We start from the raw sequence: 23,775 nt of genomic DNA on the forward strand, positions 1-23,775 counted from the left end.
GGAGGTCCCTGCAAAGGGGCCTCCGTTTTTCTTTCAGTTCCGATGTCCTAAGTCTTCGCAAACACAAAGGTAAAAACCCATGCGCTCGCTGCTCTCCAAATCCGCCCTCGTTCTTCTCACGGCTTCCGCGCTGGGCGCCGCGGGACTCGCATTCGCGCACGGCGACGTGGTTCCGCAGGCCGTGAACACCGACGGCCTGCCACAGGTCCAGGGCCCGCTCGAAGAAAACCCGTATCGCGGAAACAAGGACAAGAAGGTCGTCGCCAAGGCCGTCGAGATCGGCTCTTCGGCGTACAACCAGAATTGCGCGCGCTGCCATGGCCTCGGCGCCGTGTCGGGCGGCATCGCCCCGGACCTGCGCATGCTGCCGGCCGGCGTCGATGGCGACGAAATCTTCAGCCAGCGCATCCGCCATGGCAGCGTCCGCAACGGCGTAACCTACATGCCGCCGTTCGAAGGCACCTTCAGCGAACCAGCCATCTGGGCCATTCGCAGCTACCTGGATTCCGTGCATGTGGACGAATAAGCACAGCCGACTCCTCACCGTATCGATCACGCTGGTGGCCGCGTTGGCCACCAGCGCCGTGAGCTTCACCGCGGGCGCGCAGGACGAAGACCGCCTGCAGAAGATCCGCGAGAAGGGCGAGATGTCCGTCGCCGTCTATCGCGACTTTCCGCCCTACTCGTACGCGGGTGAGGGCGGGCGCTACACCGGCATCGACGTCGACATCGCCAGCGCGCTCGCGCAGCAGCTCGGCGTCAAGCTGATCCTCAACCCGGTGACCGCCGGCGAAGACAGCAACGACGATCTGCGCACGAACATCTGGCGCGGCCCGCTGATCAACGGCAGCGCCTCGGACCTGATGCTGCACCTCGGCATGGACCCCGAATACGTCAAGCGCAACGACAAGGCCGATCTGTTCAACGCCTATCAGCGCGAGACGGTTGCGGTGATCTATCACAGCGACGTGATCGAGAAGCTCGATTCGCCGCTGAGCCTGTCGGGCCACAAGGTCGCGGTCGAAAACGACTCGATCAGCGATTACTACCTGAGCGGCGGCTTCAACGGCCGCCTGGCCAGCGCCGCGGTGCGCAAGGCCACGGTCGAAGAAGCCGTGGACGCTTATTTCAACAACGAAGTCGATGCGGTGATGGCCCCGCGCGGCCAGCTCGAAGGCGCGCTGTCCGCGCGCAAGCAGTCGGCGGCGGAGCTCGACATCAGCGAGTTCGTCGGCCTGTTCCGCAGCAGCTGGGACGTGGGCATGGCGATCAAGGCCGGCAATCCGCAACTGCGTGCCGCGCTCGAAAAGGCGATGGCGACACTGCGGCAAAGCGGCCAGATCGATACGATTTACCAGCGTTACGGCGTCAGGCGCGTGGAGCCGAAGATCGTGGCCGTGAACGACTGAGCCGCGCCAGAGGATTTCATCGGGATATTCGATCGCGGCGTAGCGGACGGCGCGCCGCGATCGGGGTTTTCACAACGGCGCGAGCCGACCAACGACAAGGCGATGCCATGCGCAATCGCAGCACAGGACGCGGCGCCGGTCTGAGGAGAGCGGCCAGCTTCGTCATCGCGACCACGCTGTTCGCGAGCCCTGCGCTCGCCGACGGCAAACTGCCCGACGATCCCTTGCGATCGCCGGTCTGGGCCTTCATGGCCAAGCGCTATCTCGGCGACTCGCCCGTGGTGATCGACGATCGCGTACGCGTGATCATGCCAGCGTCCGCGGAAGATCCGCTCGCGGTTCCGGTGGAGATCAGCGCCGATGGCCTCGACGGTGTCGAGCAGGTGCTCGTCTACGCCGATCTGAATCCGCTGCCGAAGATCCTCGAATATTTCCCCAAGCGCGCGAAGCCGAACCTGCAGTTCCGTTTCAAGGTCGAGCAATCCACGCCCGTACGCGCCGCGATGAAGACGCGTGATGGCGTCTGGCATCTCGGCGGGGCCTGGCTCAGCGCCGCCGGCGGCGGCTGCACGGCGCCGAGCATGGGAACCGGTGGCGGGCTCTGGCACGACCAGCTCGGCGAAGTCAGCGGGCGCATCTGGCCGCAGAAGAATGGCAGCGAACGCCTGCGCATTCGCGTGATCCATCCGATGGACACGGGCCTCGCGCCGGGCATTCCGGTGTTTCACATCGAGTCGCTCACGCTGCGTGACGCCAAGGGCGCCGAGCTCGCGGTGCTCAAGCCGTATGAGCCGGTATCGGAAAACCCGATGCTCAGTTTCGACCTGCAATCGCAAGGCAGCGTCGTCGTCAGCGGACGCGACATCCAGGGCAATCTGATAGAGGCCACCGTCGCGACTGGAGCCACCAAGTGAAGCGCTGGCTCTGCGCTCTGCTGTTGCCGCTGTGCTGCCATGCGGGCGCGGCGAACGCGCCGGACTACGCGCTCACGCCGCAGCCGATCGCCGATGGCGTCTGGTGGTTCGAAGGCCTGCAGGAGCATTTCACGCGCAGCAACGGCGGCAACATCGCCAACACCGGCTTCATCGTCGGACGCGATGGCGTGGTCGTGATCGACAGCGGCCCGTCGAAGCAGTACGGCGAGCAGATGCGCCGGCAGATCGAAGCGCACAGCGGCGGAAAAAAGATCGTCGAAGTGCTCATCACGCATGCGCATCCCGATCACTTTCTCGGCAACCAGGCCTTTGCCGGAATCAAGATCGAAGCCTTGCCGCAGACCGTCGCCGCGGTCGCCGAGCAAGGCGAGACGCTGTCGGCCAATTTGTACCGGCTCGTCGGCGCCTGGATGCAGGGAACCGAAGTGCGCAAGCCCGAAGCCCTCACGCAAACCGGCGAGCGCGTGATCGGCGGACGCAAGCTTCGATTGATTCCGCTGCAAGGCCACACCGAGGCCGATCTCGCGGTGTACGACGAAGCCACGCGCACGCTGTTCGCGGGCGATCTGGTGTTCTTCCATCGCGCCGCGACGACGCCGAATGCCGATATCGCAAAATGGCTCGCGGCGCTCGACGCCTTGCAGAAGATCGATTTTCAGACGCTGGTGCCCGGACATGGGCCGGTCGTGCGCGGGCCCGAGGCGATAGCGGAGACGCGCGCGTACCTGGCGTGGCTGCGCGACTCGCTGCATGAAGCGGCGGCGAATGGGCTCGACATGATGGAGGTGGCGAATCAGCCGATCCCGGAGCGGTTTCGCAAGCTCGCCGTAGTGCAGGAGGAGCACACGCGGTCGGTGAGTCATTTGTATCCGGCGATGGAGTTGGAGGCGTTGGCGCCGGCGCAGTAGGGTTTGGTTGGCGCTTTGCCGCTGGGTTCAGCTGAGCATCCGGAGCGAGCTTCTGAGCTCCTGATGACGCGCCTTGGAAAACGGCAATAGCACATGTCCCCTCTCCCGCATGCGGGAGAGGGTGGTCCGAAGGACCGGGAGAGGGGAAGCTCGGAAAGTGCGCTCACTTTACGGAGCCACCCTCTCTCCCCGCCTTCGGCGGGACTCTCTCCCGCGAGCGGGAGAGAGAAAAATCGACAACAACTTGCATCGAGGCGTAGCGAGCCGCTAGCCGTGCCGTAGATGTTCACCCCCTGGACTTCGGGCCTGCTTTCTTTGCAGGAGCAAAGAAAGCAGGCCCGACCGGCGAGGTCAAAAACTCTCAACGCTCAGCTGCACCTAAAACCACAAGGCAACACACCACCAAGGGGAGACACCACATGATCGGCATCTATCACACCCACGCCCAAACCTTCCTGCTGATCCTGACGATCGTCACCACGCTCGTCTTCGCCGGCCCGATCTTCCTGATCCCGCTGACCTGGGCGCGCTGGTTCCAATGGCGGATCCCCGAACACACCGACCTCGCCGTCTACTTCGGCCGCTGCCTCGGCGCCTTCATCCTCATCGTCGAAGCCCTGATGCTGCGTGCCGCGCTGAGCGGCGAAGGCATCGAGTTCACGTTCCAGGTGCTGCTCGGCGTCGCCGGCTTCATGGTCGTGGTGCACATCTGGGGCGCGATCCAGCGCATCCAGCCGTGGACCGAGACGGCCGAGATTGCCATGTACAGCGGACTTGGAATCCTCGCGCTGCTGTTCTACCCGATCGCGCAATAAGGCTCAGTCGGCCGCGCCGTCGAGCCGCTCGCGCAAGGCGAGCAGGCGATCGCGCAGATCGATCAGATCACCCGCGCCGAGCCCGCAGGCGGTGCCGACGCCGATCGGCACCGCCTGCGCTTTTTCGCGCAGGGCGCGGCCAGCCGCGCTCAGCGTGACCTGCAGCTGGCGCTCGTCGGCCGGATCGCGGCCGCGCTGCACGAGGCCCGCGGCTTCGAGCCGCTTGAGCAAGGGCGTCAGCGTGCCCGAATCCAGGTGCAGCAGGCGTCCGATCTCCTTCACCGGCACGCCATCGCGCTCCCACAGCACGAGCATGACGAGGTACTGCGGATACGTGAGCCCGAGCGGATCGAGCAGCGGCTTGTAGACGGCATTGAACGCGAGTGCGGTGGAATAGACCGCGAAGCAGAGCTGCATGTCGAGCTTGAGCAGGTCGATCTGCGCTTCGCCCACCGCGGGGACCGGACTCTGGGAAGCGGAAGATCGGGAGGCTGATTTGGGCATGACGGGGGACCGGATGGGCTGGAGTGCAACTGCCTTCGATTGTATTGCGCGCAATTTAATTGCATAAGAGTCCCTCTCTTTATCGCTATAAATTACTTTGCACACAATTTAATTTTCCGCAATATTTGTCGCACCAACTCACACCCAAGCCCACCGACAAGGAGTCCACCATGTCCACCAAAGTCCTCTACCGCACCTCCGCAACCGCCACCGGCGGCCGTGACGGCCAGTCCGTCGTCGAAGACGGCAGCCTGACCGTCAAGCTCACCACGCCCAAGGAACTCGGCGGTGGCGGCGGAGCCGGCAACAATCCGGAACAGCTGTTCGCTGCCGGCTATTCGGCCTGCTTCATCGGCGCGATGAAGTTCGTCGCCTCGCAAGGCGGCCCGAAGGTTCCGAACGATGCGACGGTGAAGGCGACGGTCGGCATCGGCCCGCGCGACGAAGGCGGCTTCGGCCTCGAGATCTCGCTCGACGTCTCCCTACCCGGCCTCGACGCCGAAGCGGCCCGTGCGCTGGTCGAGAAGGCGCATCAGGTCTGCCCGTACTCGAACGCGACACGCAACAACATCGACGTGAAGCTCAACGTCATCTAGGGAGCGCCGGTTGAGCGTCGCGATCGCGGCGGCTTGAGCCGCGTTTCCCCCGGCCTCAAGGGCATCGCAACGACGGGCGGGTGATCTAGACGATCGCCCGCCCTTCTTCGTTCAAGCCCGCCAGACAGGGGGCGACGAACAGCTGGCCGCGCCAGGCGCCGCGCAGCGTTCGCGTTGCCACCACGAGCCAGATCGCGGCGAGCAGCATCACCAGCGCGCAGCCGCAAGCGCCGAAGAACGCGGCGCCCGTATGCGCTCCGAGCGCGAACGAGCACAGGGCGAAATTGCCGATCGGGAACGTGAACGCCCACCAGCCGAGATTGAACGGCAGGCCCCGGCGCAGATAGCCGATCGTGATCAGCGCGGCGAGCGCGAACCACCAGAGCGCGCCGCCCCAGAGCAAGGCGGCCGCGATCAAGCCGAAGTCGCGGGCCGCCGCGCCGAGCTGCGGAGCCGCCTGCACCGCGAGCGTCGTCGGCGCCGCGTCGCCGAGCGTGAGCAGGGCGAATCCGGCCGTCGCCACCGGGCCGAGCGAAAGCCAGCAGGTGGCGGCCGCGTCGCGCGCCGGCAGCTTGTGCAGGGCCATGCGCAGGAACAGCACGGCCTGGATGCCGAAGGCCGGCAGCATCGACATCGCCCACAGCCCGTAGCTGAGCCAGAACACGCGATCGGCCGCGGCCGACGGCGACAGCCTGGCGACGAGCAGGCCACCCGAGGCCGCCGAGACCACGCAGGCGACCACCGGCATGAGCCAGAGTGCGGTCATGGTCTCGAGCCGGTGATCGTGGCGCGTAAACATCAGGTACGGAATCGCCACCGCGCAGCCCGCAGCCATCGCCGCGTCGATCCACCACAAGGCCTCTGCGAGTCCGAGCGCGCCCGCACCGCCGAAGACGAGCAGGCCGTTGACGAGCGTCGCCAAGCCCATCGGCACCGCCCCGAAGAACAGGCTCATGGTCCCGTGCTCGAAGATGCGCCTGGCTTCCGAAGGGAACAGCAGCCAGCGCGCCGCATACGTCAGTGCGCAGACGGCGAACAGCAGCACATTGAGCAGCCACAGCGATTCGGCAAGCGCATGCAGAAACGGCCCGCGCTGCGGCAGGCGCTCGATCGCGAGCGACAGGATGCCGGTGCCCATGGTCACCGTGAACCAGTTCGGCGTGAAACGGCGGACGATTTCGATCGGCGGAAGGCGGCCGGTGACGGCGGATATCGAGGCAGGCATGGCGTACGGAGACGGTGTGGAAACGCGAGGCCGGCATCATCGAACCCGGCTCCATCATCGGTCCAACGCATTGTTCTTCTAAAATCCATCAATCCAATCGATATGCGATTGGCTCAGGAAGAACCCATGAGCACCCCGATCACGCTGCGCCAGCTCGAAATCTTTCTCGCCGTCGCCGGCTCCGGCCACGTCACCCGGGCCTCGCAGGCCCTGCACCTGTCGCAGTCGGCCGCCAGCATGGCGATCGCCCAGCTCGAACGTCAGCTCGACACCGCCCTGTTCGAGCGCCGTGGCCGCAGCCTGAAACTCACCGAACGCGGTCGGCTGCTCGCCAGCGAGGCGCGCGATCTGCTCGTCCGTGTGCAGGCGCTGCCGACGCTGCTCGGCGGGACCGGCGAGGCCCTGCGCGGAGAGCTGCGCATCAGCGCGAGCCAGACCGCGGGCTGTTATCTGCTCGCACCGGCGATCGCCGCCTTCGCACACGCCCATCCACAGGCGCGCGTGCATTGCCACATCGGCAATACCGCGGTCGCGGTACAGGCCCTGCTCGCGCACGAGGCCGACGTCGGCTACGTCGAAGGGCGCGTGAACCACGCCGATATCGTTTCGGCTCCATGGCAGCGCGACCGGCTCGAGATCGTCGTCGGCCGCGGCAGCCCGCAGGCGGCGCAGCGCAAGCTCGACGCGACCCGGCTGCGCGCGCTGCCGTGGATCATGCGCGAGCCCGGCTCGGGCACGCGTGAGCTGCTCGATCAGGCCGTGCGCACCGCCGGCCTCGACCCTCTGCCAGCGACGCAGACCTTCAACGACGCCGAAGCGGTCAAGGAAGCCGTGATCCAGGGCTTCGGAGCCGCCTGCCTGCCGGTGCTCGCGATCGCGGACGATCTGCGCGAAGGCCGGCTCGTCGCCCTGCACGCCCCGATGCTGACGCTGGAACGCCAGCTCTGGCGCATCACGAGGCGCGGCAGCTTCGACGGCGCGGTGCTCGCCGCGTTCGAGAGCTGGCTGCTGGCGCGGCAGCCGCCCGAAGCGCTCAGCGCTCGAAGCGCAGCAACTCCAGGCTCACCTCACCGCCGACGATCTGCTCGGTCCTGAGCTCCTCGGTGCGATGCAGCTTCACGAGGCCGACGCCCGGCGCATACCACTCGGTGTGCGTGATCGGCACTTCCGATGCGCCGATGCGCGCATCGGCGAGCACGAACAGGCGCCCCTGCCCTTCCACGCGCAGGCAATGTTCGAAGCGCCCGGCCGGTGTTTCGACCACTTCGTCGTCGCTCGCGAGCCGCATGCGCAGCTCGATGTTCTTCGATTCGTCCTGCGTGAAGCGCTCGCGAAACGGAATCGCGCGCTCGAGGATGTAAGGCCGCGTCTGCGCGTTCCATTCGGCGCCGACGACGAGCTTGGGCGGCAGCACCGTCTGCGGCGGTCCATCGACCGCAGGTGGAGCATCGAGCCACGAGCGCGCGCCGCTGCGCTGCACGCCATCGCCGTCGATACGCAGCCAGTATTCGTTGCCTTCGCTGCTGCGACGCAGCCAGTAGCGCACGCCGTCGCGCTTGCGCGCGCCGAGGTTCTCCATGCTCAAAGGCAGGCGCCGGCTCACGAGCGGGTTCGACTCGCTCACGCGGTATTGCCAGCGATAGCCTTCGTTGAGCGGAAAGTAGTCCGGCTGCGGTTCTTTTCCGCAGGCCGACAGCAACATGCAAGCGGCGATCAGGAGCGCGCGAGGCATCTCACTTCTCCGGCAAGGCGGGCGCCGGCAAGGTCCGCAGCTCGAAATCCGGCGGCGGCTCCTCGATCGAGAACAGGCCGCGGCCACGGCCTTGCTCACTGCCGTCGTCTTCCTTGAGCGAGCCGATCTGCGGATGCCCTTCGCGCATGCGGTCCATCGCGAGCTGCACCTGCTCGTGCAGCGAGCGCTTGTACGGCACGCGATACGAACGCGGCGGGCCATCCGGACCCTCGTCCTTCAGCGTCGTGAGCCAGAGCAGCAGGCTGCCCTTGCTGCCCGAATGCTCGTCGGGCTCTTCGATCGTGGCGGCGTGAAACAGGAAATTCTTCGGCATCGGCTCTGCGGTCGGCCAGCCGGTGGCGTCGCGCCAGAGCTGCCAGCAGACGAAATCGCTCGCGCCGACCAGCACGATCGCGATGAGCTTGAGCAGCACCGGCATGCGCGAAACCGCAGCGAGCCAGCAGGCCATCAGCGCAACGCCGGCGTAGAGCACGACGAGCAGCACGAGATCGGAGGTCATGAAGTCACCAGAGACTTGGGCAAGGTATGCAGCTTGTAGATACGGCCGTCTTCGGCCACCGAGAAGCGCACGGCGGTGCGCTCGCTGTCCTGTCCGGCGAGCTCGACGCTGCCGTAGTAGACGACTTCGAGCACCGGATTCACTTTCACCACGCTGATCTGCACGGGCACGGGCTTTTCGCTGGTCGAGTGATAGCAGTGAACGTTGACCGTGTATTCGCCCGGCACCGTGCCGCGCACGGTCACCACTTCCTGGTTTAGCGGGTTGACCACGGACTGGCCGTTGATGGTGATGCGGTCGTTGTCGGCGCCGCGATCGTCGCGATCCAGATGCATGAGGCCCGCATCGGGGTTGCGGAACCAGACCACCTCGCCATCGGGTGCCTGCACCCAGGTGTCGACGTCGTCCGGGTTTCCGTCGGGCCAGGTGGTGGTGATGATGATCTCGGCTTTCGCCGGAATCTCGCCCTTCTTCTTGGCAGGCGGATTCAGCGCGGTCACCGCGATCACGAACATGAAGGTGAAGCCGAGCAGGATGTCGAACAGCAGATCCGTGAACGGATCGTGATCGTGCCGGCCGACGTTGCGACGCCTCATGCGCGCGGGCTCGGCGCAAACAGCAAGGCCTGCGCGATGTAGCGATCGGCCGAGCGATCGAGCAGCAGGTATTGCAGCGACAGCGCCATGTTGACGAGCAGGCCGACGAGCGTGGTGTAGAGCGAGACGCCCATGCCCGAGCCCATCTGCGCGAGCATCTGCGGCAGGTCGGCGAACTCGCGCACCGACAGCGAGTTGATCGCACTGAGCATGATCATGAAGCCGACCACGGTCGCGAGCAGCGCGAGCTTGAGGATCGCACCGGCCATGAACCAGCCGAACTCGTGCGTGCCGCGCGCCTGTTCGACGAGCACTTCGTTGAGCGAAGCCTGATCGGCTCCGGGCAGTGAAAGTGCGCGCAGATGCAGGCCGGCCCAGGAGTCATGCGCCGCTGCGCTGTCGCCCGCGCGCAAGGCCGAGAGCGAGGCATGCTGCGCCGACAGCTGCCAGGCGCGCCAGCCGCCATGCGCGACGCAGGCCACGTAGAGCAGCAGCAGGATCACGGTGATGCGCGACTGATCGCTGACGATCACGTGCTGCAGGACATCGAGCGTCCAGCAGACGTGCACGATGAACGCGGCGAGCAGGCTCAGGCAGAGCCAGAGCAGGAAGGTCTGCTGCGGACTCTCGCGCAGCGAGGCGGGGACATCGTCGTTCATCGCGGCCTCGTCAACCGAAACAGGTCTGCGTGATGTGTGCATACCATTCTCGTGCCTGGTGATATTCGGATTTGCGCAAGGCCGCGTCGCCTTGCAGCGGGCTCATGCCCGAATGCTGCGCGCCGAAGCCCGCATCGGCCGGCGCATAGACTGCGCTGACCGAGATCGCGTAGTCCGGAGCGAGCACGCTGTAGCAGGTGTTGATCAGCCGCGGCTCCGGCGGCGCTTCGCCGCTCATGCGTGCCGCGATCGTGAGCGCGCAGAGCTGTGCCTGGCTGTGCGCGGCGAAAGCCGATTTCGGAACCGGCGCGATCGCGGCCGCATCGCCGATCACGTAAACGCCTGCATGACGCTTCGACTCGAGCCCTTGCGCCTGCACCGGACACCACTGTGTGTCGTCGACGAGATCGGCCTTGACCGCGATGTCGCCCGCGCGCTGCGGCGGAATCACGCAGCACAGATCGGCGTTCACACGCTCACCGTTCTCGGTGCGCAGCCAGTGACCTCGTGGATCGGTCGCGACGACCGTGCCCCCGCTGCTGCGCGAATGCCATTGCACGACACCCGGATAGAGCAGATCCCAGCCGTATTCGAAGAGCGGCTTCTTGGCGAAATCGTCCTTGGCGTCGAGGATCAGGATTCTGCTGCGCTTGTGTCCGCGCTGTTGCAGCGCCCAGGCGATCAGGCTCGCGCGCTCGTAGGGACCCGGCGGGCAACGATAGGGATTCGGCGGCGAGGCGATCGCGACGACCGCGCCGTCGTCGAGCGCGGCGACGCGCCTGGCGAGCTGCGTGAGCTGCGCATCGCCGAGCCAGGCGTGCGGCTGCGTGTGCTGGCTGCGCTCGTCGAGCCCTTCGATCGCATCCCAGCGCATCGAAACACCTGGTGCGACGACGAGGAAATCGGCCTGCAGCGCGTGGCCTTGCGCGGTCCGCACGCGCCTGGAAACCGGATCGATCCCGATGACCTCGGCTTCGAGGTAGCGAATGCCGTGCCTGCCGAGCGCGCGGCTGCTGCGCTCGACGTAGCCTGCGGGCTCGAGACCCGCGACGACGGTGTTGCAGAGCGGCCCGGTATAGAACGAGCGCCGGCGTTCGATCAGCGTGATCTGCGCCTGCGGCTCCAGCGCGTGCAGGCGACGCGCGAACGCCGCGCCCGCGAAGCCTCCGCCGATGACGACGACGCGCGCCGTGCCCGCGGCGCGCGATCGGCTCGTGTGCAACAGCAGGCCGGCACCCGCGCCGGCCAGCAAATGGCGGCGCGAGATCATGGCGCCTGCTCCGCGTCTGGCGCTTCGGACCCGCCGCGGGCGAAGTAGGCTGCCAGCGCCGCGATGTCCGCCTCGCTGAGCGCGGGCGCGAGCCGCGGCATGATCGTGCCCTTGCGCTCGCCGCTCGCATAGTCGCGCAAGGCCTCGGCGATCTGCAGCGGAGACAAGCCGGAAAGCGACGGGATCGATGCAGCCTGTGTCATCGATGACACATGACAAGTCGTGCACGAGAGCGCGAGCGGCGTCGACGGGCCGGCCGCGGCAGCGGACAGCGCCGGCATCGCGCAGGCAATCGCCGTCGAAAGCGCTAGCACTCGCAAGACGTCTCCTCGTGTTCGCGGCCTCTCTCTCGATCGGAGAAGCTCGTCGGGTGCGCGCCCCATTAGCAGGAGCTGTGCCACGAGCGGATGCTACGCGTCATCGCGCCGGCGGGTTGGCGGCGTTGCCGCCGCCACCGGCCTACAGTCTGACGGCGCGCAGCCTCAGCGCGTTGCTGATCACCGAAACCGAACTCAGGCTCATCGCGAGCGCGGCGAGCATCGGCGACATCTGCCAGCCCAGCGGCGCATACAGCAGGCCGGCCGCGACCGGTACGCCGAGCCCGTTGTAGAGCAGCGCGAAGCCGAGGTTCTGCCGCATGTTGCGCACGGTCGCGCGCGACAGCGCGATCGCCCGCTCGATGCCGAGCAGATCGCCGCGCACGAGCGTGAGCTGCGCGCTCTGCATGGCGACGTCGGTCCCGGTGCCCATCGCGATGCCGACGTTCGCAGTCGCGAGCGCCGGCGCGTCGTTGATGCCGTCGCCGGCCATCGCGACGACGCGGCCCTGCTGCTGCAAGCGCGCGACGAGCGCGGCCTTGTCCTGCGGCCGGGCGTTGCCATGCACTTCGCCGATGCCCAGCGTTTGGGCGACCGAGCGCGCGGTGGCGTCGGCGTCGCCGCTCGCGAGCACGATCCGCAGGCCGAGCGCGCGCAGCTTCTCGAGCGCCGGCGGCGTCGAGGGCTTGATCGCGTCGGCCACCGTGATCAGGCCGCCGAGCTGGCCGTCGACCGCGACGAAGACGCGGCTCAGCGAGGCGTCCTGCGTGGCGAGCACATCGCGCGCCGCCGCCAGCGAGACGCCAGCGTCTTCGAGCATCGCCGCATTGCCGACGACGATCATCGAATGCCCCACGTGTCCGCGCGCGCCCGCGCCTGCGATGGCCTCGAAATCCGGCACCGGCTTGAGCCGCAGATTGCGCTGCCTGGCTTCGGCGACGAGCGCCTTGGCGACCGGATGCTCGCTGCTGCGATCGAGGCTCGCGGCGAGTTGCAGCAGCTCGTCCTCGCTGCGGGTGTCGAACACCTGCACCTCGCGGACCTGCGGCGTGCCCTCGGTCAGCGTCCCGGTCTTGTCGATCACGAGCGTATCGACGCGGCGCAGGTTCTCGATCGCCTCCGCATCGCGGAACAGCACGCCGAGACTCGCGGCGCGTCCCGAGGCGACCATGATCGACATCGGCGTCGCCAAACCGAGCGCGCAGGGGCAGGCGACGATCAGCACGGCCACCGCGTTGACGAGCCCTTGCATCCACGCACCCGCGAGCAGGCCCCAGCCGAGCAGGCTCAGCAGCGACACCAGCAGCACCGCGAGCACGAACCAATGGCTCACGACGTCGGCGAGCCTTTGCATCGGCGAGCGCGAGCGCTGCGCCTGCGCGACCATCTGCACGATCTGCGCGAGCAAGGTGTCGTTGCCGACGCGCTCGGCGAGCACCACGAGGCCGCCGCTGCCGTTGATCGTCGCGGCGGTCACGCAATCGCCAGGCTTCTTGGCGACCGGCATCGACTCGCCCGTGAGCATCGATTCGTCGATGTGGCTGCTGCCTTCGAGCAGCTTGCCGTCGACCGGCAGCTTCTCGCCCGGACGCACGCGCAGGCGATCACCGACACGCACGGATTCGAGTTCGACTTCGCGCTCCTGGCCGTCGGCTTCGATGCGCAGCGCGGTCTTCGGTGCGAGCCGCATGAGCGCGCGGATCGCCTCCGAGGTTCGTGCGCGCGCCTTGAGTTCGAGCAGCTGCCCGAGCAAGGTCAGCGAGACGATCACGGCCGCGGCTTCGAAGTACACCGCAACGCCGCCGTGCATGCCGCCCGTCATCGTCTGCGGCAGCCATTGCGGCGCGAACACGGCGAGCAGCAAGGCGATCACGCTGTACCCATACGCCGCGCTCACGCCGATGCCGATCAGCGTGAACATGTTCGGATTGCGGCCCGCGATCGATTGCACGCAGCGCTGCAGGAACGGCCAGCCGGCCCACAGCACGACCGGCGTCGCGAACGCCAGTTCGATCCAGGGGCCGATCGCGGCCGGCACGCCGAGCCGATGTCCGAACATCGCGAGCACGAACACAATCGCGCTGGCCGGCAGGCTCCACCAGAAGCGGCGCGTGAAGTCGGCGAGCTCGGGATTGTCGGTCTCGGTCAGCGACGGCATCTCGGGCTCGAGCGCCATGCCGCACTTGGGACAGCTGCCCGGATGGTCCTGGCGCACTTCCGGGTGCATCGGGCAGATGTAGATCGTGCCGGGCGGCGCGGCTGGCGCGGCTTGGTCCGTGCTCGGGCCTAGATAGCGCTGCGGGCTCTGCGAGAAGCGCTTGCGGCAGCCTTCGCTGCAGAACCAGTAGCGCTGGCCCGCGTGATCGTGGAACGGCGCGGTGGCCGGATCGGCGCTCATGCCGCAGACCGGATCGATCGCCTTCGCCGGCACCGCCATCGCACCCGCATGCGCGGCCTGCGCATGCGGCTTGTGGCCCGCATTTCCGCAACAGTCGCTCATGCCTGCGCTCCGCTGCGCTCAGCCGGCCGCTCGCCGCTGAGCGCCTGCACGATCGGACATTCGGCGAGCGCGCCGTGTCCCGGGCAGGCTTCGACGAGCTGATGCAGCGCCGCGCGCATGCGTTCGAGCTCGCGCAGCTTGTCCTCGACCACCGCGAGCTTCTGCTGGGCCGCCGCGCGCATGCGGCCCATGTCCTGCGCGCCTTGCGCGGACAGATCGAGCAGCTCGGTGATCTCCGCGAGCGTGAAGCCGAGTTCCTTGGCGCGGCGGATGAAGCGCAGCCGGCCCACGGTGTCGCGTGTGTAGATGCGGTAACCGGATTCGCGCCGCTGCGGCGGCGGAATGAGCCCGGCCTTTTCGTAGTAGCGAATCGTATCGATCGGCAGCTCGGCCGCTTTGGCGACCTCGCCGATGCTCAGAGCGGACATGGCGTCCTCCCAATGAAAGCGAGGCGCCCACTCTAAACCCTGGAGTGAAATCCAGGGTCAAGAGGGGGCGCCGCTGCATCGGGAGAAAGACGCACGGGATCGCCATCGCTGGCTCTGGCGAGCCCGATCAGCGTCAGCGCGCCGGGCGCGAGCGAATCCGCAGCGGAGCCTGTCAGCGCTTGGCTGCGATGTCGCGCACGGCCTGCAAGGCCTGCTCGACGTTCGCCGCGGGCGCGAGCCCGCCGAGCGTGCTCGCGATCTTGCCGTCGGGCGTGACGATGAAGGTGGTGCGCTCGGCGAAGCCGTGGTCGATCTCGACGCCACGCGAATCCTTCTTGCCGGTGCTGGCCTCGCGCACGGCGAGGTCGTAGGACTTGGAGATCTTGCCGTCCTTGTCCGACGCCACCGGGAACTTGCCCGCGCAGTAGTCCGGATCGGCCGAGAAATCGTTGAGACGCTCGATGCTGTCGAGCGAGACGCCGATGATGGTGGCGCCCGCGGCCGCGAACTCGCCGCTCTTCTCGGCGAAGGTATGCGCCTGGATGTTGCAGCCGCCCGTGTACGCGGACGGATAGAAGTACACCACCACCGGGCCTTTCTTGAGCGAGTCCTTCAGCGAGAACGTGAAGGCCTTGCCGGCCAGCGAGGCCTGCGTTTGGAAATCGGGCGCGGTGTCGCCCTGCTTGAGCGCGGCGGCGGCCGGCAGCGAGACGCAGGCGGCGAGCAGTGCGAGAGGGGCGATGCGATGGGCGAAACGGATCATGGGATGGCTCACGGTCGTGGAGTGGAAGGCCGCAGTGACGCTGCGATCGGATGCGCCGATCAGCGGCTCAGCGACCTTTTATAGACCTCGTGACCGGCTTTGCAATTCCTGGCCGTGGCGCGCGCTGATCCGGCGGCTTTCTCGAACGGCGCGGATCGCCCTCGAGCAAAGCCAGCGGTTCATGCGCGGCGAATTTAGCGCTATAACGCGCCGCGCATCGGCGACTGCGCTCCGTCACCAGGCCCTCTGCAGTTGCAGGTATCCATCGATGAACCCACTGACTCGTTCGTTCGCATCGCACGCCAGCGCCTCGCTGTTGCTGCTCCTCGCAGGCTGTGCCGCGCCGTCGCTGCAAGGCCCGGACGGCACGCCCTCGCGCCTGCAAGGCGACGCGACGCATCCGGCGCAGACGCAGAACTGGCTGCGCACCGAGCTTTATTTCGCCACCGGCCCGGCCGACGACGCCCGAAAGGGAGTCGACGAAGCCGGCTGGCGCGCGTTCCTCGATCGCGAGATTTCGACGCGCTTCCCGAGCGGGCTCAGCGTGTTCGACATCTACGGCCAGTGGCAGAACCAGGGCGCGCCCGCACCCGAGCGCCTGCGGTCGAAAGTCGTCGTGCTGCTGCATGAGTCCAGTGCCGTCAACGATGCGAAGATCGAGCAGATTCGCAGTGCCTGGAAGAAACTCACGGGCGATCTGTCGGTGCTGCGCGTGACCCAGCCGGCCGACGTGTCGTTCTGAGCGGACGCCGCTCCCCTTTTGTAGCATGACTGGATTCGACATGCGCTTGTTCGTCCGCGGTGACATCGACGGTTTCTTCGGGCTCGCGCTCGACAATCTGATCCTGCTGCTGGTGTTGTCCGGCCTGTGCCGCTACGTGCTCGGCTTTCCGGAGGAGCTCGTCGTCGGGCGCATCCTGCCCGGCGCGGCGGTGTCACTGCTGGTCGGCAACCTCTACTACGCCTGGCAAGCCCTGCAGCTCGCGCGTGCCGAGCATCGCGACGATGTCTGCGCGCTGCCATATGGGCTCAACGCGGTCACCGTCTTCACTTTCGTGTTTCTCGTCATGCTGCCGGCCAAGCTCGCCGCGACCACCGCGGGCGCAGCCGACCCGGCGCGCGTCGCCTGGCAGGCCGGCCTGCTCGCCTGCTTCAGCTGCGGCGTGATCGAGCTGCTCGGCGCCACCGTCGTCGATCGCATCCGCCGCGCCACGCCGCGCGCCGCCTTGCTGTCGACGCTCGCGGGCCTCGCGCTCGCCTTCATCTCGCTCGGCTTTCTGTTTCGCGCCTATGCGACGCCCGTGGTCGGGCTCACGACGCTCGCGGTGATCCTGCTCGGCTACTTCGGCCGCGTGAAATTCCGCGGCGGCCTGCCGGTGGGCCTCGTCGCGGTCGCGCTCGGCACCGCGCTGGCCTGGGGAACGGGCCTCGCGCCGGTCGGCCCGGCTCCGGGGGCGCCGACGCTCGCGCTGCCGATTCCGGTCATCGGCGATCTGCTCGCCTCGTTCCGTGGCGATTTTTTGCTGAGCTACTTCGCGATCATCCTGCCGATGGGCCTGTTCATCGTCGCCGGCTCGATGCAGAACCTCGAATCGGCCGAAGCCGCTGGCGACAAGTTCGCCGCCAGGCCTTCGCTCGCGGTGAACGGGCTCGGTTCGATCGCGGCGGCCGCGTTCGGCTCCTGCTTCCCGACCACGCTCTACATCGGCCACCCGGGCTGGAAGGCGATGGGCGCGCGCGCGGGCTATTCGGCGCTCTCGGGCCTCTTCATCGCCCTGCTCTGCTTCACCGGCACCATCGCGCACGTCGCCTGGGCGATGCCGGTCGAGGCCGGCATGGCGATCCTGCTGTGGATCGGCATCGTCATGACCGCGCAGGCATTCCAGGCGACGCCGACGCATCACGCACCGGCGGTCGTCATCGGCATCCTGCCGGGGCTCGCGACCTGGGGCTCGATCATGGCCAAGTCCGGCCTGCGCGCGGCCGGCATCGGCTCGCCCGAACATGCGCTCGGCGCCGACATCGTGCCGGGCTTTCTGCAAGGCGACGTGCACATCACCGGCGCCTTCGCACTCGAGCAGGGCGTGGTGTTCACCGCGATGATCCTGTCGGCGATGACGGTCGCGGTGATCGAGCGCCAGTTCCTGCGCGCCGCGATCTGGTGCGGCATCGCCGCCGCGGTTTCTGCGACCGGCCTCATGCACGGCTATCGGTACACGCCGGCCGACACCGTGCTGCAGCTGCAGCCGGCCTGGCCGTGGGTCTGGGCCTATGCGCTGATGGCGCTCGTGTTCGTGTCGGCGCGCTGGCTCACGGTCCAGGATGACGCCGCCGGCCACGGCTGAGCGGCTCGCACACGCGATGCAGCCCGGCGTCGGACACAGCAGCATCCAGCTGCCGCCGGGCGACTGGGCGCTGCTGATCGATTTCCTCGACGAGCGCTTTCCGCGGATCGGCCGCGAGGTCTGGCTCGCGCGCCTGCGGCAGGGCAAGGTTTTCGATGCTGGCGGTGAGTGCTTGCGCGCCGACGCAGCGTTCGTCCCAGGGCAAGTCGTGCGCTACTACCGCGAGGTCGAAGACGAGCCGCGCATTCCGTTCGAAGCGCACATCCTGCATCGCGACGCCCATCTGCTCGTCGTCGACAAACCGCATTTTCTGCCGACGATGCCCGCAGGCCGCTTCGTGCGCGAATCGCTGCTCACGCGACTGAAGCTCGAAACCGGAATCGAAGCGCTGACGCCGCTGCATCGTCTCGATCGCGAGACCGCCGGCCTCGTGCTGTTCTCGATCGACGAGCGCACGCGTGCGGCCTACAGCGCCTTGTTCGCCGGGCGACGCATCGGCAAGGTCTACGAGGCGCTTGCGCCGCTGTCGTCGACGCATCGATTCCCCTTGCAGCGAAGCAGCCGCCTCGTCGCCGGCGAGCCGTTCTTCCGCATGCGCGAAATCGATGGAGAGCCGAACGCGCATACGCGGATCGATCTCATCGAAACGCGAGGCGACACCGGCCGCTATCGGCTGCGGCCGCAGACCGGCAAGAAGCATCAGCTGCGCGTGCACATGGCCGCGCTTGGAATCCCGATCCGGAACGATCGCTGGTATCCGCAGTTGCTGGACCCAGCCGAAGACGACGACGCCAAACCGCTCAAGCTGCTCGCCCGCGGCCTGGCTTTCGAAGATCCGGTCAGCGGCGAGCACCGCGAATTCGCCAGCCGCTTCGAGCTTTGATGGCCCGAGCAAGCCTTGCAGGCGGAATTTCTGAGAGGAATCGTCCGGACGCCGGACAAAAAGAAGCCCCCAAGAAGGGGGCCAAGGTGCGAGAAGGGCGCGTAGCCCTTCTGGAGGAGACTGGTTAGGCCGGAACCAAAAGTTCGACGTGCCTGATGGAGCGAAATATACGGATAACTTACCTACATGTAAATAGATTTCGACAACTTTTTTATTCTTGTCGAAATTCGAGCAAAAGCCGCGCCAGCCATACCAGTTGATCCGGCTGCGAAGGGCAGGCAGAATCCGTCCCGTTGATCGCGAGCATCGATCGGATTGATTTCCTCCGTTCGGACCTCGCCTTGAAAGAACTCTCGCGCAGTCGAGAGCGAGGTGCGAGAGGAGACAAAAGGCCCGTCCACACGCAAGTGTCGATGGGCCTTGGCTTTTTGGGGTGTTCGATTGCCGTGGCGGCTGTGCGCCGCGAGCGTCGCTACGCAGGGTGCGTCGCTGATACAGCGTGCAAGGCTTGAGCGACCAGTCCCTGGATCAGCCGTTCGACCGCCTCCGCCGGGCGTCCACTCACACTCAGGGCTTCGTACATTTCGATGCTCGTGAGCGCGAACAGCACGTCGACAAGCTCGGCCGCGGCCTGCGGGCACGGCACCGTAACGAGTCGGCCAATCAGTTCGCTCAGCGCTACGCGACGCTGCTCGGTGCGCCGATGCAGGCCGCAGGCCACTTCCTCGTCCATCTTGGCGACTGCCGCGAAGCGTGAAACGACCACGCCGTGGTTCGCCCAGAAACGGCAGAACACGTGGACGAAGCTCCGCAAAGCCTTGGCCGGATCGGGCTCCGCGAAAATTGCCGGCAACTCGCACATGCCGCCCTGGCGGGCAAGGTCGTCGAACACCGCTTCGAGCAGTCCGCAACGCGAATCGAACTGGTTGTAGACCGTCAGCCGCGTGACCCCGGCCTGGCGGGCGACGCCGTCGACCGAAAACGCCGGCAGGCCCTCGCCGCCCGCGAGCAGCGTGCGAGCCGCAGCCACGATGCGACAGCGGGTCTCGTCCGCTGCGGCTTCGCGGACGCGACTGCTGTACGGCTGGCGTGGAGGCTTGACAGGCATAGAGTCGATATACAGTATGTATATTGAAAAGTTCAACGCGTTCCGAAGGCTGCAGTATGCCGACCGACGAAGGCCTCGTCGTGACGCCAAAAGGGAGCCGCAGCCCGCTCGCAACGCGATCGACGAGCCCCTCGTCGCCTCTCTTTTGCCGCATCAGGAGCTGGCCGGCATGAATGCCCCTCTTCCCGCATCCGTCACCATCGCCTCGCCCGATGCGCTGCATTTCAGCAATCGCGACCCGGCCTGGCTCAAGCAGGCACGCGGCATCGTCAGCGATCTGTACGTGCGCTCGCCCGCGATCTACTGGACCGACTTTTTGCTCAGCATCGGCATCGCCTGGGCGGCGACCGCGGTGTATTTCCTGGCACCGGCCTGGAGTGCGCTGCAGATCGGGGCATTTCTGGTCGCGAGCGTGCTGTTCTTCCGCGCGGGCACCTTCATCCACGAAATCGTGCATTTCCCGCCCGGACAGATGGTCTGGTTCGGCCGTGCCTGGAACCTGCTGCAGGGCATTCCGCTGCTGATGCCCTGGGTGATGTATCGCAATCACGTCGATCACCACAGCGCCAGGCACTTCGGTTCGCCCGACGACGGCGAATACCTGCCGCTCGCCGCCTCGCCGCTGCGCGAGACGCTGAAGTACCTCGCGCAGGCGCCGCTGCTGCCGATCTTCACGCTCGTGCGCTTCGGCATTCTCGGGCCGCTGTCCTGGTTTCATCGCGGCCTGCGCGAATGGGTGCTCACGGCCACTTCGGCCGCGGTGTCGAATCCGTACTATCGCAAGCGTTTTCCGAAGCGCGACCAGTCGCACCTGAGCTTCGTCGAGGCGCTGTGCTTCATCTATCTCGTTGCACTTGCAGCACTGATCTACGCGCGCGCGATCAGCGGCACGCAGGTGCTCATGGCCTACGTGCTGATGGCCTGGACCTTGAGCCTCAACTGGGTGCGCAATCTCGCGGCGCATCGCTACGACAACCGTGGCGATCGCATGAGCCACGCGGACCAGTTCGTCAATTCGATCAACATCACCGGCCAGAACTGGCTCACGGTGCTGCTGTTCCCGGTCGGGCTGCGCTATCACGCGCTGCATCATCTGTTTCCGATGATGCCCTATCACCAGCTCGGCGAGGCGCATCGCCGATTGTCATTGTTGCTGCCGGCCGATTCGCCGTATCACGGCACCGGACGCGAGAGCTTCTTCGCCGCGGTCGGCGAGTTGCTCGCCGCCGCGCGAAGCACCAAGGCGGAAGATTCCGCGATGATCCGCTGGCGCGCCCGGTAAGCGCGCGCTTACATCAGCTGCGTGAACAGCCAGTAGAGCGAACCCGACAGCAGAATCGCCGCGGGCAGCGTGAGCACCCAGGCCATCAGCAGATTGCGGATGGTCGACATCTGCAGGCCCGAGCGATTCGCCGCCATGGTTCCGGCGACGCCGGAACTCAGCACGTGCGTCGTCGACACCGGCAGGCCATAAACGTCCGCCGCGCCGATCGTCATCATCGCCACGAGTTCCGCCGAAGCGCCCTGCGCGTAAGTCAGATGCGTTTTGCCGATCTTCTCGCCGACGGTGACGACGATGCGCTTCCAGCCCACCATCGTGCCGAGTCCGAGCGCGATCGCGACGGCGACCTTGACCCATAGCGGGATGAACTTGGTGGCGTTGTCGATCTCCTTCTTGAACGCGCCGAGCCTGGCGGTTTCGTCCTGACCGAGATCGCCGTGATGGTTTTTGTCGAGGAAGCGAATCGTCTCGGAGGCGATGTACATGTCGTTGCGCACGTTGGCGACCGCATCGGCCGGCAGGCGCGCGAGCGAGCCGTGCTCGTGCACCTGCTCGCCGATGCTGCCGGCGATGGACGCCAGCGCCGGCAGCACGGCCGGATTGAACTCCTTGGTGCGCACGTATTCGGTCAGCGTGGCGCGCGAATCGGTCGGTGCATTCGCGGGCGAACGCTGCATCAGGGACTGCTGCGTCGCCTGCGCCATTTCGACGAAATGCGCGACTTCGCGCTCCGGCATCGCGCGATTGAGCGCATACGCCATCGGCACCGTGCCGACGAGAATCAGCATGATCAGGCCCATGCCTTTCTGACCATCGTTGGAGCCGTGCGCGAACGACACGCCCGTGCAAGTGGCGATCAGCAGGCCGCGAATCCACCACGGCGGCGGCATGTTGCCCTTGGGTTCCTCGTAGAGCTCGCGCTTCTTCACGAGCGTGCGCAGCGCGAGCAGTATCAGCGCGGCGAAGCCGAAGCCGATCAGCGGCGACAGCAGCAGCGAATAGCCGACCTTGGCCGCCTGCGCCCAATCGACGCCGCTGGTGCCATCGCGTCCGTGCATGAGCGCATTGGCGATGCCGACGCCGATGATCGAGCCGATCAGCGTGTGCGAGGACGAAGCCGGCAGGCCGAGCGCCCAGGTCGCGAGGTTCCAGACGATGGCCGCGATCAGCAGCGCGAACACCATCGCGAAGCCGGCGCCCGAGCTCACCTGCAGGATCAGCTCCACGGGCAGCAGCGCGATGATACCGAAGGCCACCGCGCCGCTCGACACCATCACGCCGATGAAGTTGAAGCAGCCCGACCAGACCACGGCGAAGCTCGGCGGCAAGGAGTGTGTATAGATGACCGTGGCCACCGCGTTGGCGGTGTCGTGAAAACCATTGACGAATTCGAAGCCCAGCGCGATCAGCAGCGCGACACCGAGCAGGAAGAACGGCACCAGCGTGGTGCTGCGCGCGCCGGCCTCGCTGACATCGGAAACCAGACTGATCGCGGTGAACAGCAGACCGGCGCCGAGCAGACCGACGAACAGGATCACGGTTACGATGCCGGGCTTGCGATCGAGCTGCGGTCGCGAAGGGGTCGCCAGCGGCGGAGTAGCGAGAGAAGCAGAGCTCATGGCGCCAGGGATTGCGAACTTAGGATGAGAACATGGTCAGCAGGCAATGTTTCGGTTTGATGTCATCGATGGCATGGGTGATCGCATGATCGATCGCCGATTCGTGAAAGTTCTGATGCGCGCGGCACTCGGCGGCAGCCTGCTCATCGCGGCCTGCCGTTCTCCGGCACCGGCTCCGCAGCCGGCACATGCACCCCATCCGTCGACGCCTCCGTCCACGGCTCCGCGCACGAACGCGCCGACGATGCCGGGGTCCAGCACGCGCCAGGACGTCGATCTCTACAAGGCCGGCATCAAGCAGGGCTGCGTCAATCAAGGCATTCAGCGCGGAGATGCAGCGGCCAGCATCGATGCGTTCTGCGGCTGCATCTCCGAAACCTTCAACCGCTCGCTGAGTCCCGCGCAGTGGCAGGCCGCGAGCGATGCGGCCAGGGCGATGAACAGCGCGGAGGAAGCGAAGGTGTTCGCGCCGTACATGGCGCAGGCCAAGAGCTGCAAGAAGCCCAAATAGCGTTCCCTCGGATCAGCTGCGCGATTCGAGCCGCATCATCGAGCGAATGAGCCGCTGCTCGTCCTGCTCGATCTCACGCAGCGCATCACGGATGCCATGCAAGTGGTCGAGCGCCGCGCGCTGCGCGAGATCGGGCTTGCGCGACAGCACGGCCTGGTAAAGCTTGGCGTGCTGGGTGTCGATGAGCTCCTTGTACGGCGTGCGGTGATACAGGTTCACCACCGCGGCGAACACCGAACTCAGCAGCAGATCGGTCAGCGAGCGCAGCGTGTGCAGCAGCACAGGGTTGTGCGAGGCCTCGCAGATCGACAGGTGGAACGCGTGATCGAGCCGCGCATGCGTATCGACGTCGAGCTGCGTGCGCGCTGACTCGGCCTGGCGCAATTCCTCGTAGCGGCGCGCCATCAGCACGAAATCGGCATCGGTGCCGCGAATCGCCGCGAGCCGCGCCGATTCGCCTTCGAGCAGGGCGCGCACTTCGAGCAGGTCGTAGAGCGTGCGCGGCTGGCTCGCGAACAACTGCAAGAGCGGAGTCGTCGCCGTGCTTTCGTGCAGGTTCGCGACGAAGGTGCCGCGGCCATGTTCGGTGCGCAGCAGTCCGCGACCGCGCAGCAGGCGCAGGCCTTCGCGCACCGCGGGTCGCGAGAAGCCCAGGCTCGCGCTGAGCTCACGCTCGGCCGGCAAGCTCTGGCCAACGGCGAACACGCCGTCGGCGATAAGCTGCTCGATGCGGGCCGCGACGCGGTCCGCGACGGCGCCAGCGATCGGCCTACTGGCTTCGGTATCTGGTATGACCACCTTCATCTTTGGCTCCACTGGGCATGCGATACCTCGCAGCTATTGTAGAAGC

26 protein-coding genes are annotated in these 23,775 nt (G+C 66.7%); 12 read left to right on the plus strand and 14 right to left on the minus strand.

The window, feature by feature from the left end; all coding sequences use genetic code 11:
- The first annotated feature begins 79 nt into the window (after window positions 1-79).
- The 5 genes from pedF to AC3WUM_RS06665 all read left to right on the plus strand — a co-directional run bounded on the left by pedF (window position 80) and on the right by AC3WUM_RS06665 (window position 4,067).
- Window positions 80-526: a cytochrome c-550 PedF gene (gene pedF, locus AC3WUM_RS06645; protein WP_492409413.1), complete on the plus strand. Its 447-nt coding sequence runs from the start codon at window positions 80-82 to the stop codon at window positions 524-526.
- Window positions 513-1,409 carry a substrate-binding periplasmic protein gene (locus tag AC3WUM_RS06650; protein ID WP_492409414.1) on the plus strand — a complete coding sequence of 299 codons (897 nt, stop codon included), beginning with the start codon at window positions 513-515 and terminating at the stop codon, window positions 1,407-1,409. Before pedF ends, AC3WUM_RS06650 begins: the two co-directional genes overlap by 14 nt.
- A 107-nt stretch (window positions 1,410-1,516) precedes the next feature.
- Complete coding sequence (locus AC3WUM_RS06655; RefSeq protein ID WP_492409415.1) at window positions 1,517-2,323, plus strand: quinoprotein dehydrogenase-associated SoxYZ-like carrier; 807 nt, start codon at window positions 1,517-1,519, stop codon at window positions 2,321-2,323.
- Window positions 2,320-3,252, plus strand: a complete 933-nt coding sequence (locus AC3WUM_RS06660; protein WP_492409416.1) for a quinoprotein relay system zinc metallohydrolase 1 — start codon at window positions 2,320-2,322, stop codon at window positions 3,250-3,252. Before AC3WUM_RS06655 ends, AC3WUM_RS06660 begins: the two co-directional genes overlap by 4 nt.
- Before the next feature lie 419 nt (window positions 3,253-3,671).
- Entirely contained in the window at window positions 3,672-4,067 is a 396-nt protein-coding gene (locus AC3WUM_RS06665; RefSeq protein WP_492409417.1) for a hypothetical protein, read from the plus strand.
- 3 nt (window positions 4,068-4,070) lie between these two features.
- Here AC3WUM_RS06665 and AC3WUM_RS06670 read toward each other — a convergent pair whose 3' ends face one another.
- Entirely contained in the window at window positions 4,071-4,484 is a 414-nt protein-coding gene (locus AC3WUM_RS06670) for a MarR family winged helix-turn-helix transcriptional regulator (RefSeq protein WP_492409562.1), read from the minus strand.
- Between the two features lie 257 nt (window positions 4,485-4,741).
- Between AC3WUM_RS06670 and AC3WUM_RS06675 the strand changes: the two genes are divergently transcribed.
- Window positions 4,742-5,167, plus strand: a complete 426-nt coding sequence (locus AC3WUM_RS06675; protein ID WP_492409418.1) for an organic hydroperoxide resistance protein — start codon at window positions 4,742-4,744, stop codon at window positions 5,165-5,167.
- Window positions 5,168-5,252: 85 nt separating this feature from the next.
- Here AC3WUM_RS06675 and AC3WUM_RS06680 read toward each other — a convergent pair whose 3' ends face one another.
- Window positions 5,253-6,392 carry a TDT family transporter gene (locus AC3WUM_RS06680; protein WP_492409419.1) on the minus strand — a complete coding sequence of 380 codons (1,140 nt, stop codon included), beginning with the start codon at window positions 6,390-6,392 and terminating at the stop codon, window positions 5,253-5,255.
- Between the two features lie 126 nt (window positions 6,393-6,518).
- Here AC3WUM_RS06680 and AC3WUM_RS06685 point away from each other — a divergent pair, with 126 nt between their 5' ends.
- Window positions 6,519-7,487 carry a LysR substrate-binding domain-containing protein gene (locus AC3WUM_RS06685; RefSeq protein ID WP_492409420.1) on the plus strand — a complete coding sequence of 323 codons (969 nt, stop codon included), beginning with the start codon at window positions 6,519-6,521 and terminating at the stop codon, window positions 7,485-7,487.
- On the opposite strand, the gene AC3WUM_RS06690 is transcribed toward AC3WUM_RS06685, so the two are convergent.
- From AC3WUM_RS06690 to AC3WUM_RS06730, 9 genes are all read right to left on the minus strand, one after another.
- Window positions 7,426-8,124, minus strand: coding sequence for a hypothetical protein (locus tag AC3WUM_RS06690; protein WP_492409421.1), 699 nt, complete (start codon window positions 8,122-8,124; stop codon window positions 7,426-7,428). The two genes, AC3WUM_RS06685 and AC3WUM_RS06690, sit on opposite strands and share 62 nt — an antisense overlap.
- Window position 8,125: 1 nt before the next feature.
- Complete coding sequence (locus tag AC3WUM_RS06695; RefSeq protein ID WP_492409422.1) at window positions 8,126-8,644, minus strand: hypothetical protein; 519 nt, start codon at window positions 8,642-8,644, stop codon at window positions 8,126-8,128.
- Window positions 8,641-9,240, minus strand: a complete 600-nt coding sequence (locus AC3WUM_RS06700; protein ID WP_492409423.1) for a hypothetical protein — start codon at window positions 9,238-9,240, stop codon at window positions 8,641-8,643. Before AC3WUM_RS06700 ends, AC3WUM_RS06695 begins: the two co-directional genes overlap by 4 nt.
- On the minus strand, window positions 9,237-9,899 hold the full coding sequence (locus tag AC3WUM_RS06705) for a MotA/TolQ/ExbB proton channel family protein (RefSeq protein WP_492409424.1): 663 nt from the start codon (window positions 9,897-9,899) through the stop codon (window positions 9,237-9,239). Before AC3WUM_RS06705 ends, AC3WUM_RS06700 begins: the two co-directional genes overlap by 4 nt.
- 10 nt (window positions 9,900-9,909) lie before the next feature.
- Complete coding sequence (locus AC3WUM_RS06710) at window positions 9,910-11,169, minus strand: FCSD flavin-binding domain-containing protein (RefSeq protein WP_492409425.1); 1,260 nt, start codon at window positions 11,167-11,169, stop codon at window positions 9,910-9,912.
- On the minus strand, window positions 11,166-11,483 hold the full coding sequence (locus AC3WUM_RS06715; RefSeq protein WP_492409426.1) for a c-type cytochrome: 318 nt from the start codon (window positions 11,481-11,483) through the stop codon (window positions 11,166-11,168). Before AC3WUM_RS06715 ends, AC3WUM_RS06710 begins: the two co-directional genes overlap by 4 nt.
- A 145-nt stretch (window positions 11,484-11,628) precedes the next feature.
- The gene (locus AC3WUM_RS06720) at window positions 11,629-13,986 is read right to left on the minus strand and encodes a heavy metal translocating P-type ATPase (protein WP_492409427.1); all 2,358 of its coding nucleotides are present in this window, start codon (window positions 13,984-13,986) and stop codon (window positions 11,629-11,631) included.
- The gene (locus AC3WUM_RS06725) at window positions 13,983-14,414 is read right to left on the minus strand and encodes a heavy metal-responsive transcriptional regulator (RefSeq protein WP_492409428.1); all 432 of its coding nucleotides are present in this window, start codon (window positions 14,412-14,414) and stop codon (window positions 13,983-13,985) included. Before AC3WUM_RS06725 ends, AC3WUM_RS06720 begins: the two co-directional genes overlap by 4 nt.
- A gap of 172 nt (window positions 14,415-14,586) precedes the next feature.
- On the minus strand, window positions 14,587-15,177 hold the full coding sequence (locus AC3WUM_RS06730; RefSeq protein WP_492409429.1) for a peroxiredoxin: 591 nt from the start codon (window positions 15,175-15,177) through the stop codon (window positions 14,587-14,589).
- Window positions 15,178-15,445: 268 nt separating this feature from the next.
- On the opposite strand from AC3WUM_RS06730, the gene AC3WUM_RS06735 reads away from it, so the two are divergent.
- From AC3WUM_RS06735 to AC3WUM_RS06745, 3 genes are read left to right on the plus strand one after another with little or no spacing between them, the layout of a single operon-like run.
- The gene (locus tag AC3WUM_RS06735) at window positions 15,446-15,919 is read left to right on the plus strand and encodes a DUF3574 domain-containing protein (protein ID WP_492409430.1); all 474 of its coding nucleotides are present in this window, start codon (window positions 15,446-15,448) and stop codon (window positions 15,917-15,919) included.
- 40 nt (window positions 15,920-15,959) lie between these two features.
- Window positions 15,960-17,522: an NCS2 family permease gene (locus AC3WUM_RS06740; protein ID WP_492409431.1), complete on the plus strand. Its 1,563-nt coding sequence runs from the start codon at window positions 15,960-15,962 to the stop codon at window positions 17,520-17,522.
- Entirely contained in the window at window positions 17,500-18,405 is a 906-nt protein-coding gene (locus AC3WUM_RS06745; protein WP_492409432.1) for a pseudouridine synthase, read from the plus strand. The genes AC3WUM_RS06740 and AC3WUM_RS06745 overlap by 23 nt, the downstream gene beginning before the upstream one ends.
- 472 nt (window positions 18,406-18,877) lie before the next feature.
- Here the strand turns inward: AC3WUM_RS06745 and AC3WUM_RS06750 are convergent, their stop codons facing one another.
- Complete coding sequence (locus tag AC3WUM_RS06750) at window positions 18,878-19,435, minus strand: TetR/AcrR family transcriptional regulator (protein WP_492409433.1); 558 nt, start codon at window positions 19,433-19,435, stop codon at window positions 18,878-18,880.
- A gap of 247 nt (window positions 19,436-19,682) precedes the next feature.
- On the opposite strand from AC3WUM_RS06750, the gene AC3WUM_RS06755 reads away from it, so the two are divergent.
- A complete protein-coding gene (locus AC3WUM_RS06755; protein WP_492409434.1) occupies window positions 19,683-20,795 on the plus strand; it encodes a fatty acid desaturase family protein in 1,113 nt (370 codons plus the stop codon).
- 8 nt (window positions 20,796-20,803) lie between these two features.
- Here AC3WUM_RS06755 and AC3WUM_RS06760 read toward each other — a convergent pair whose 3' ends face one another.
- A complete protein-coding gene (locus AC3WUM_RS06760; RefSeq protein ID WP_492409435.1) occupies window positions 20,804-22,414 on the minus strand; it encodes an inorganic phosphate transporter in 1,611 nt (536 codons plus the stop codon).
- Between the two features lie 103 nt (window positions 22,415-22,517).
- Between AC3WUM_RS06760 and AC3WUM_RS06765 the strand changes: the two genes are divergently transcribed.
- On the plus strand, window positions 22,518-22,925 hold the full coding sequence (locus AC3WUM_RS06765) for a hypothetical protein (protein ID WP_492409436.1): 408 nt from the start codon (window positions 22,518-22,520) through the stop codon (window positions 22,923-22,925).
- A 12-nt stretch (window positions 22,926-22,937) separates the two neighbouring features.
- On the opposite strand, the gene glcC is transcribed toward AC3WUM_RS06765, so the two are convergent.
- Complete coding sequence (gene glcC / locus AC3WUM_RS06770; RefSeq protein ID WP_492409437.1) at window positions 22,938-23,729, minus strand: transcriptional regulator GlcC; 792 nt, start codon at window positions 23,727-23,729, stop codon at window positions 22,938-22,940.
- Window positions 23,730-23,775: the final 46 nt, after the last annotated feature.

Source organism: Hydrocarboniphaga sp. FW305-C-57 (assembly GCF_058783045.1).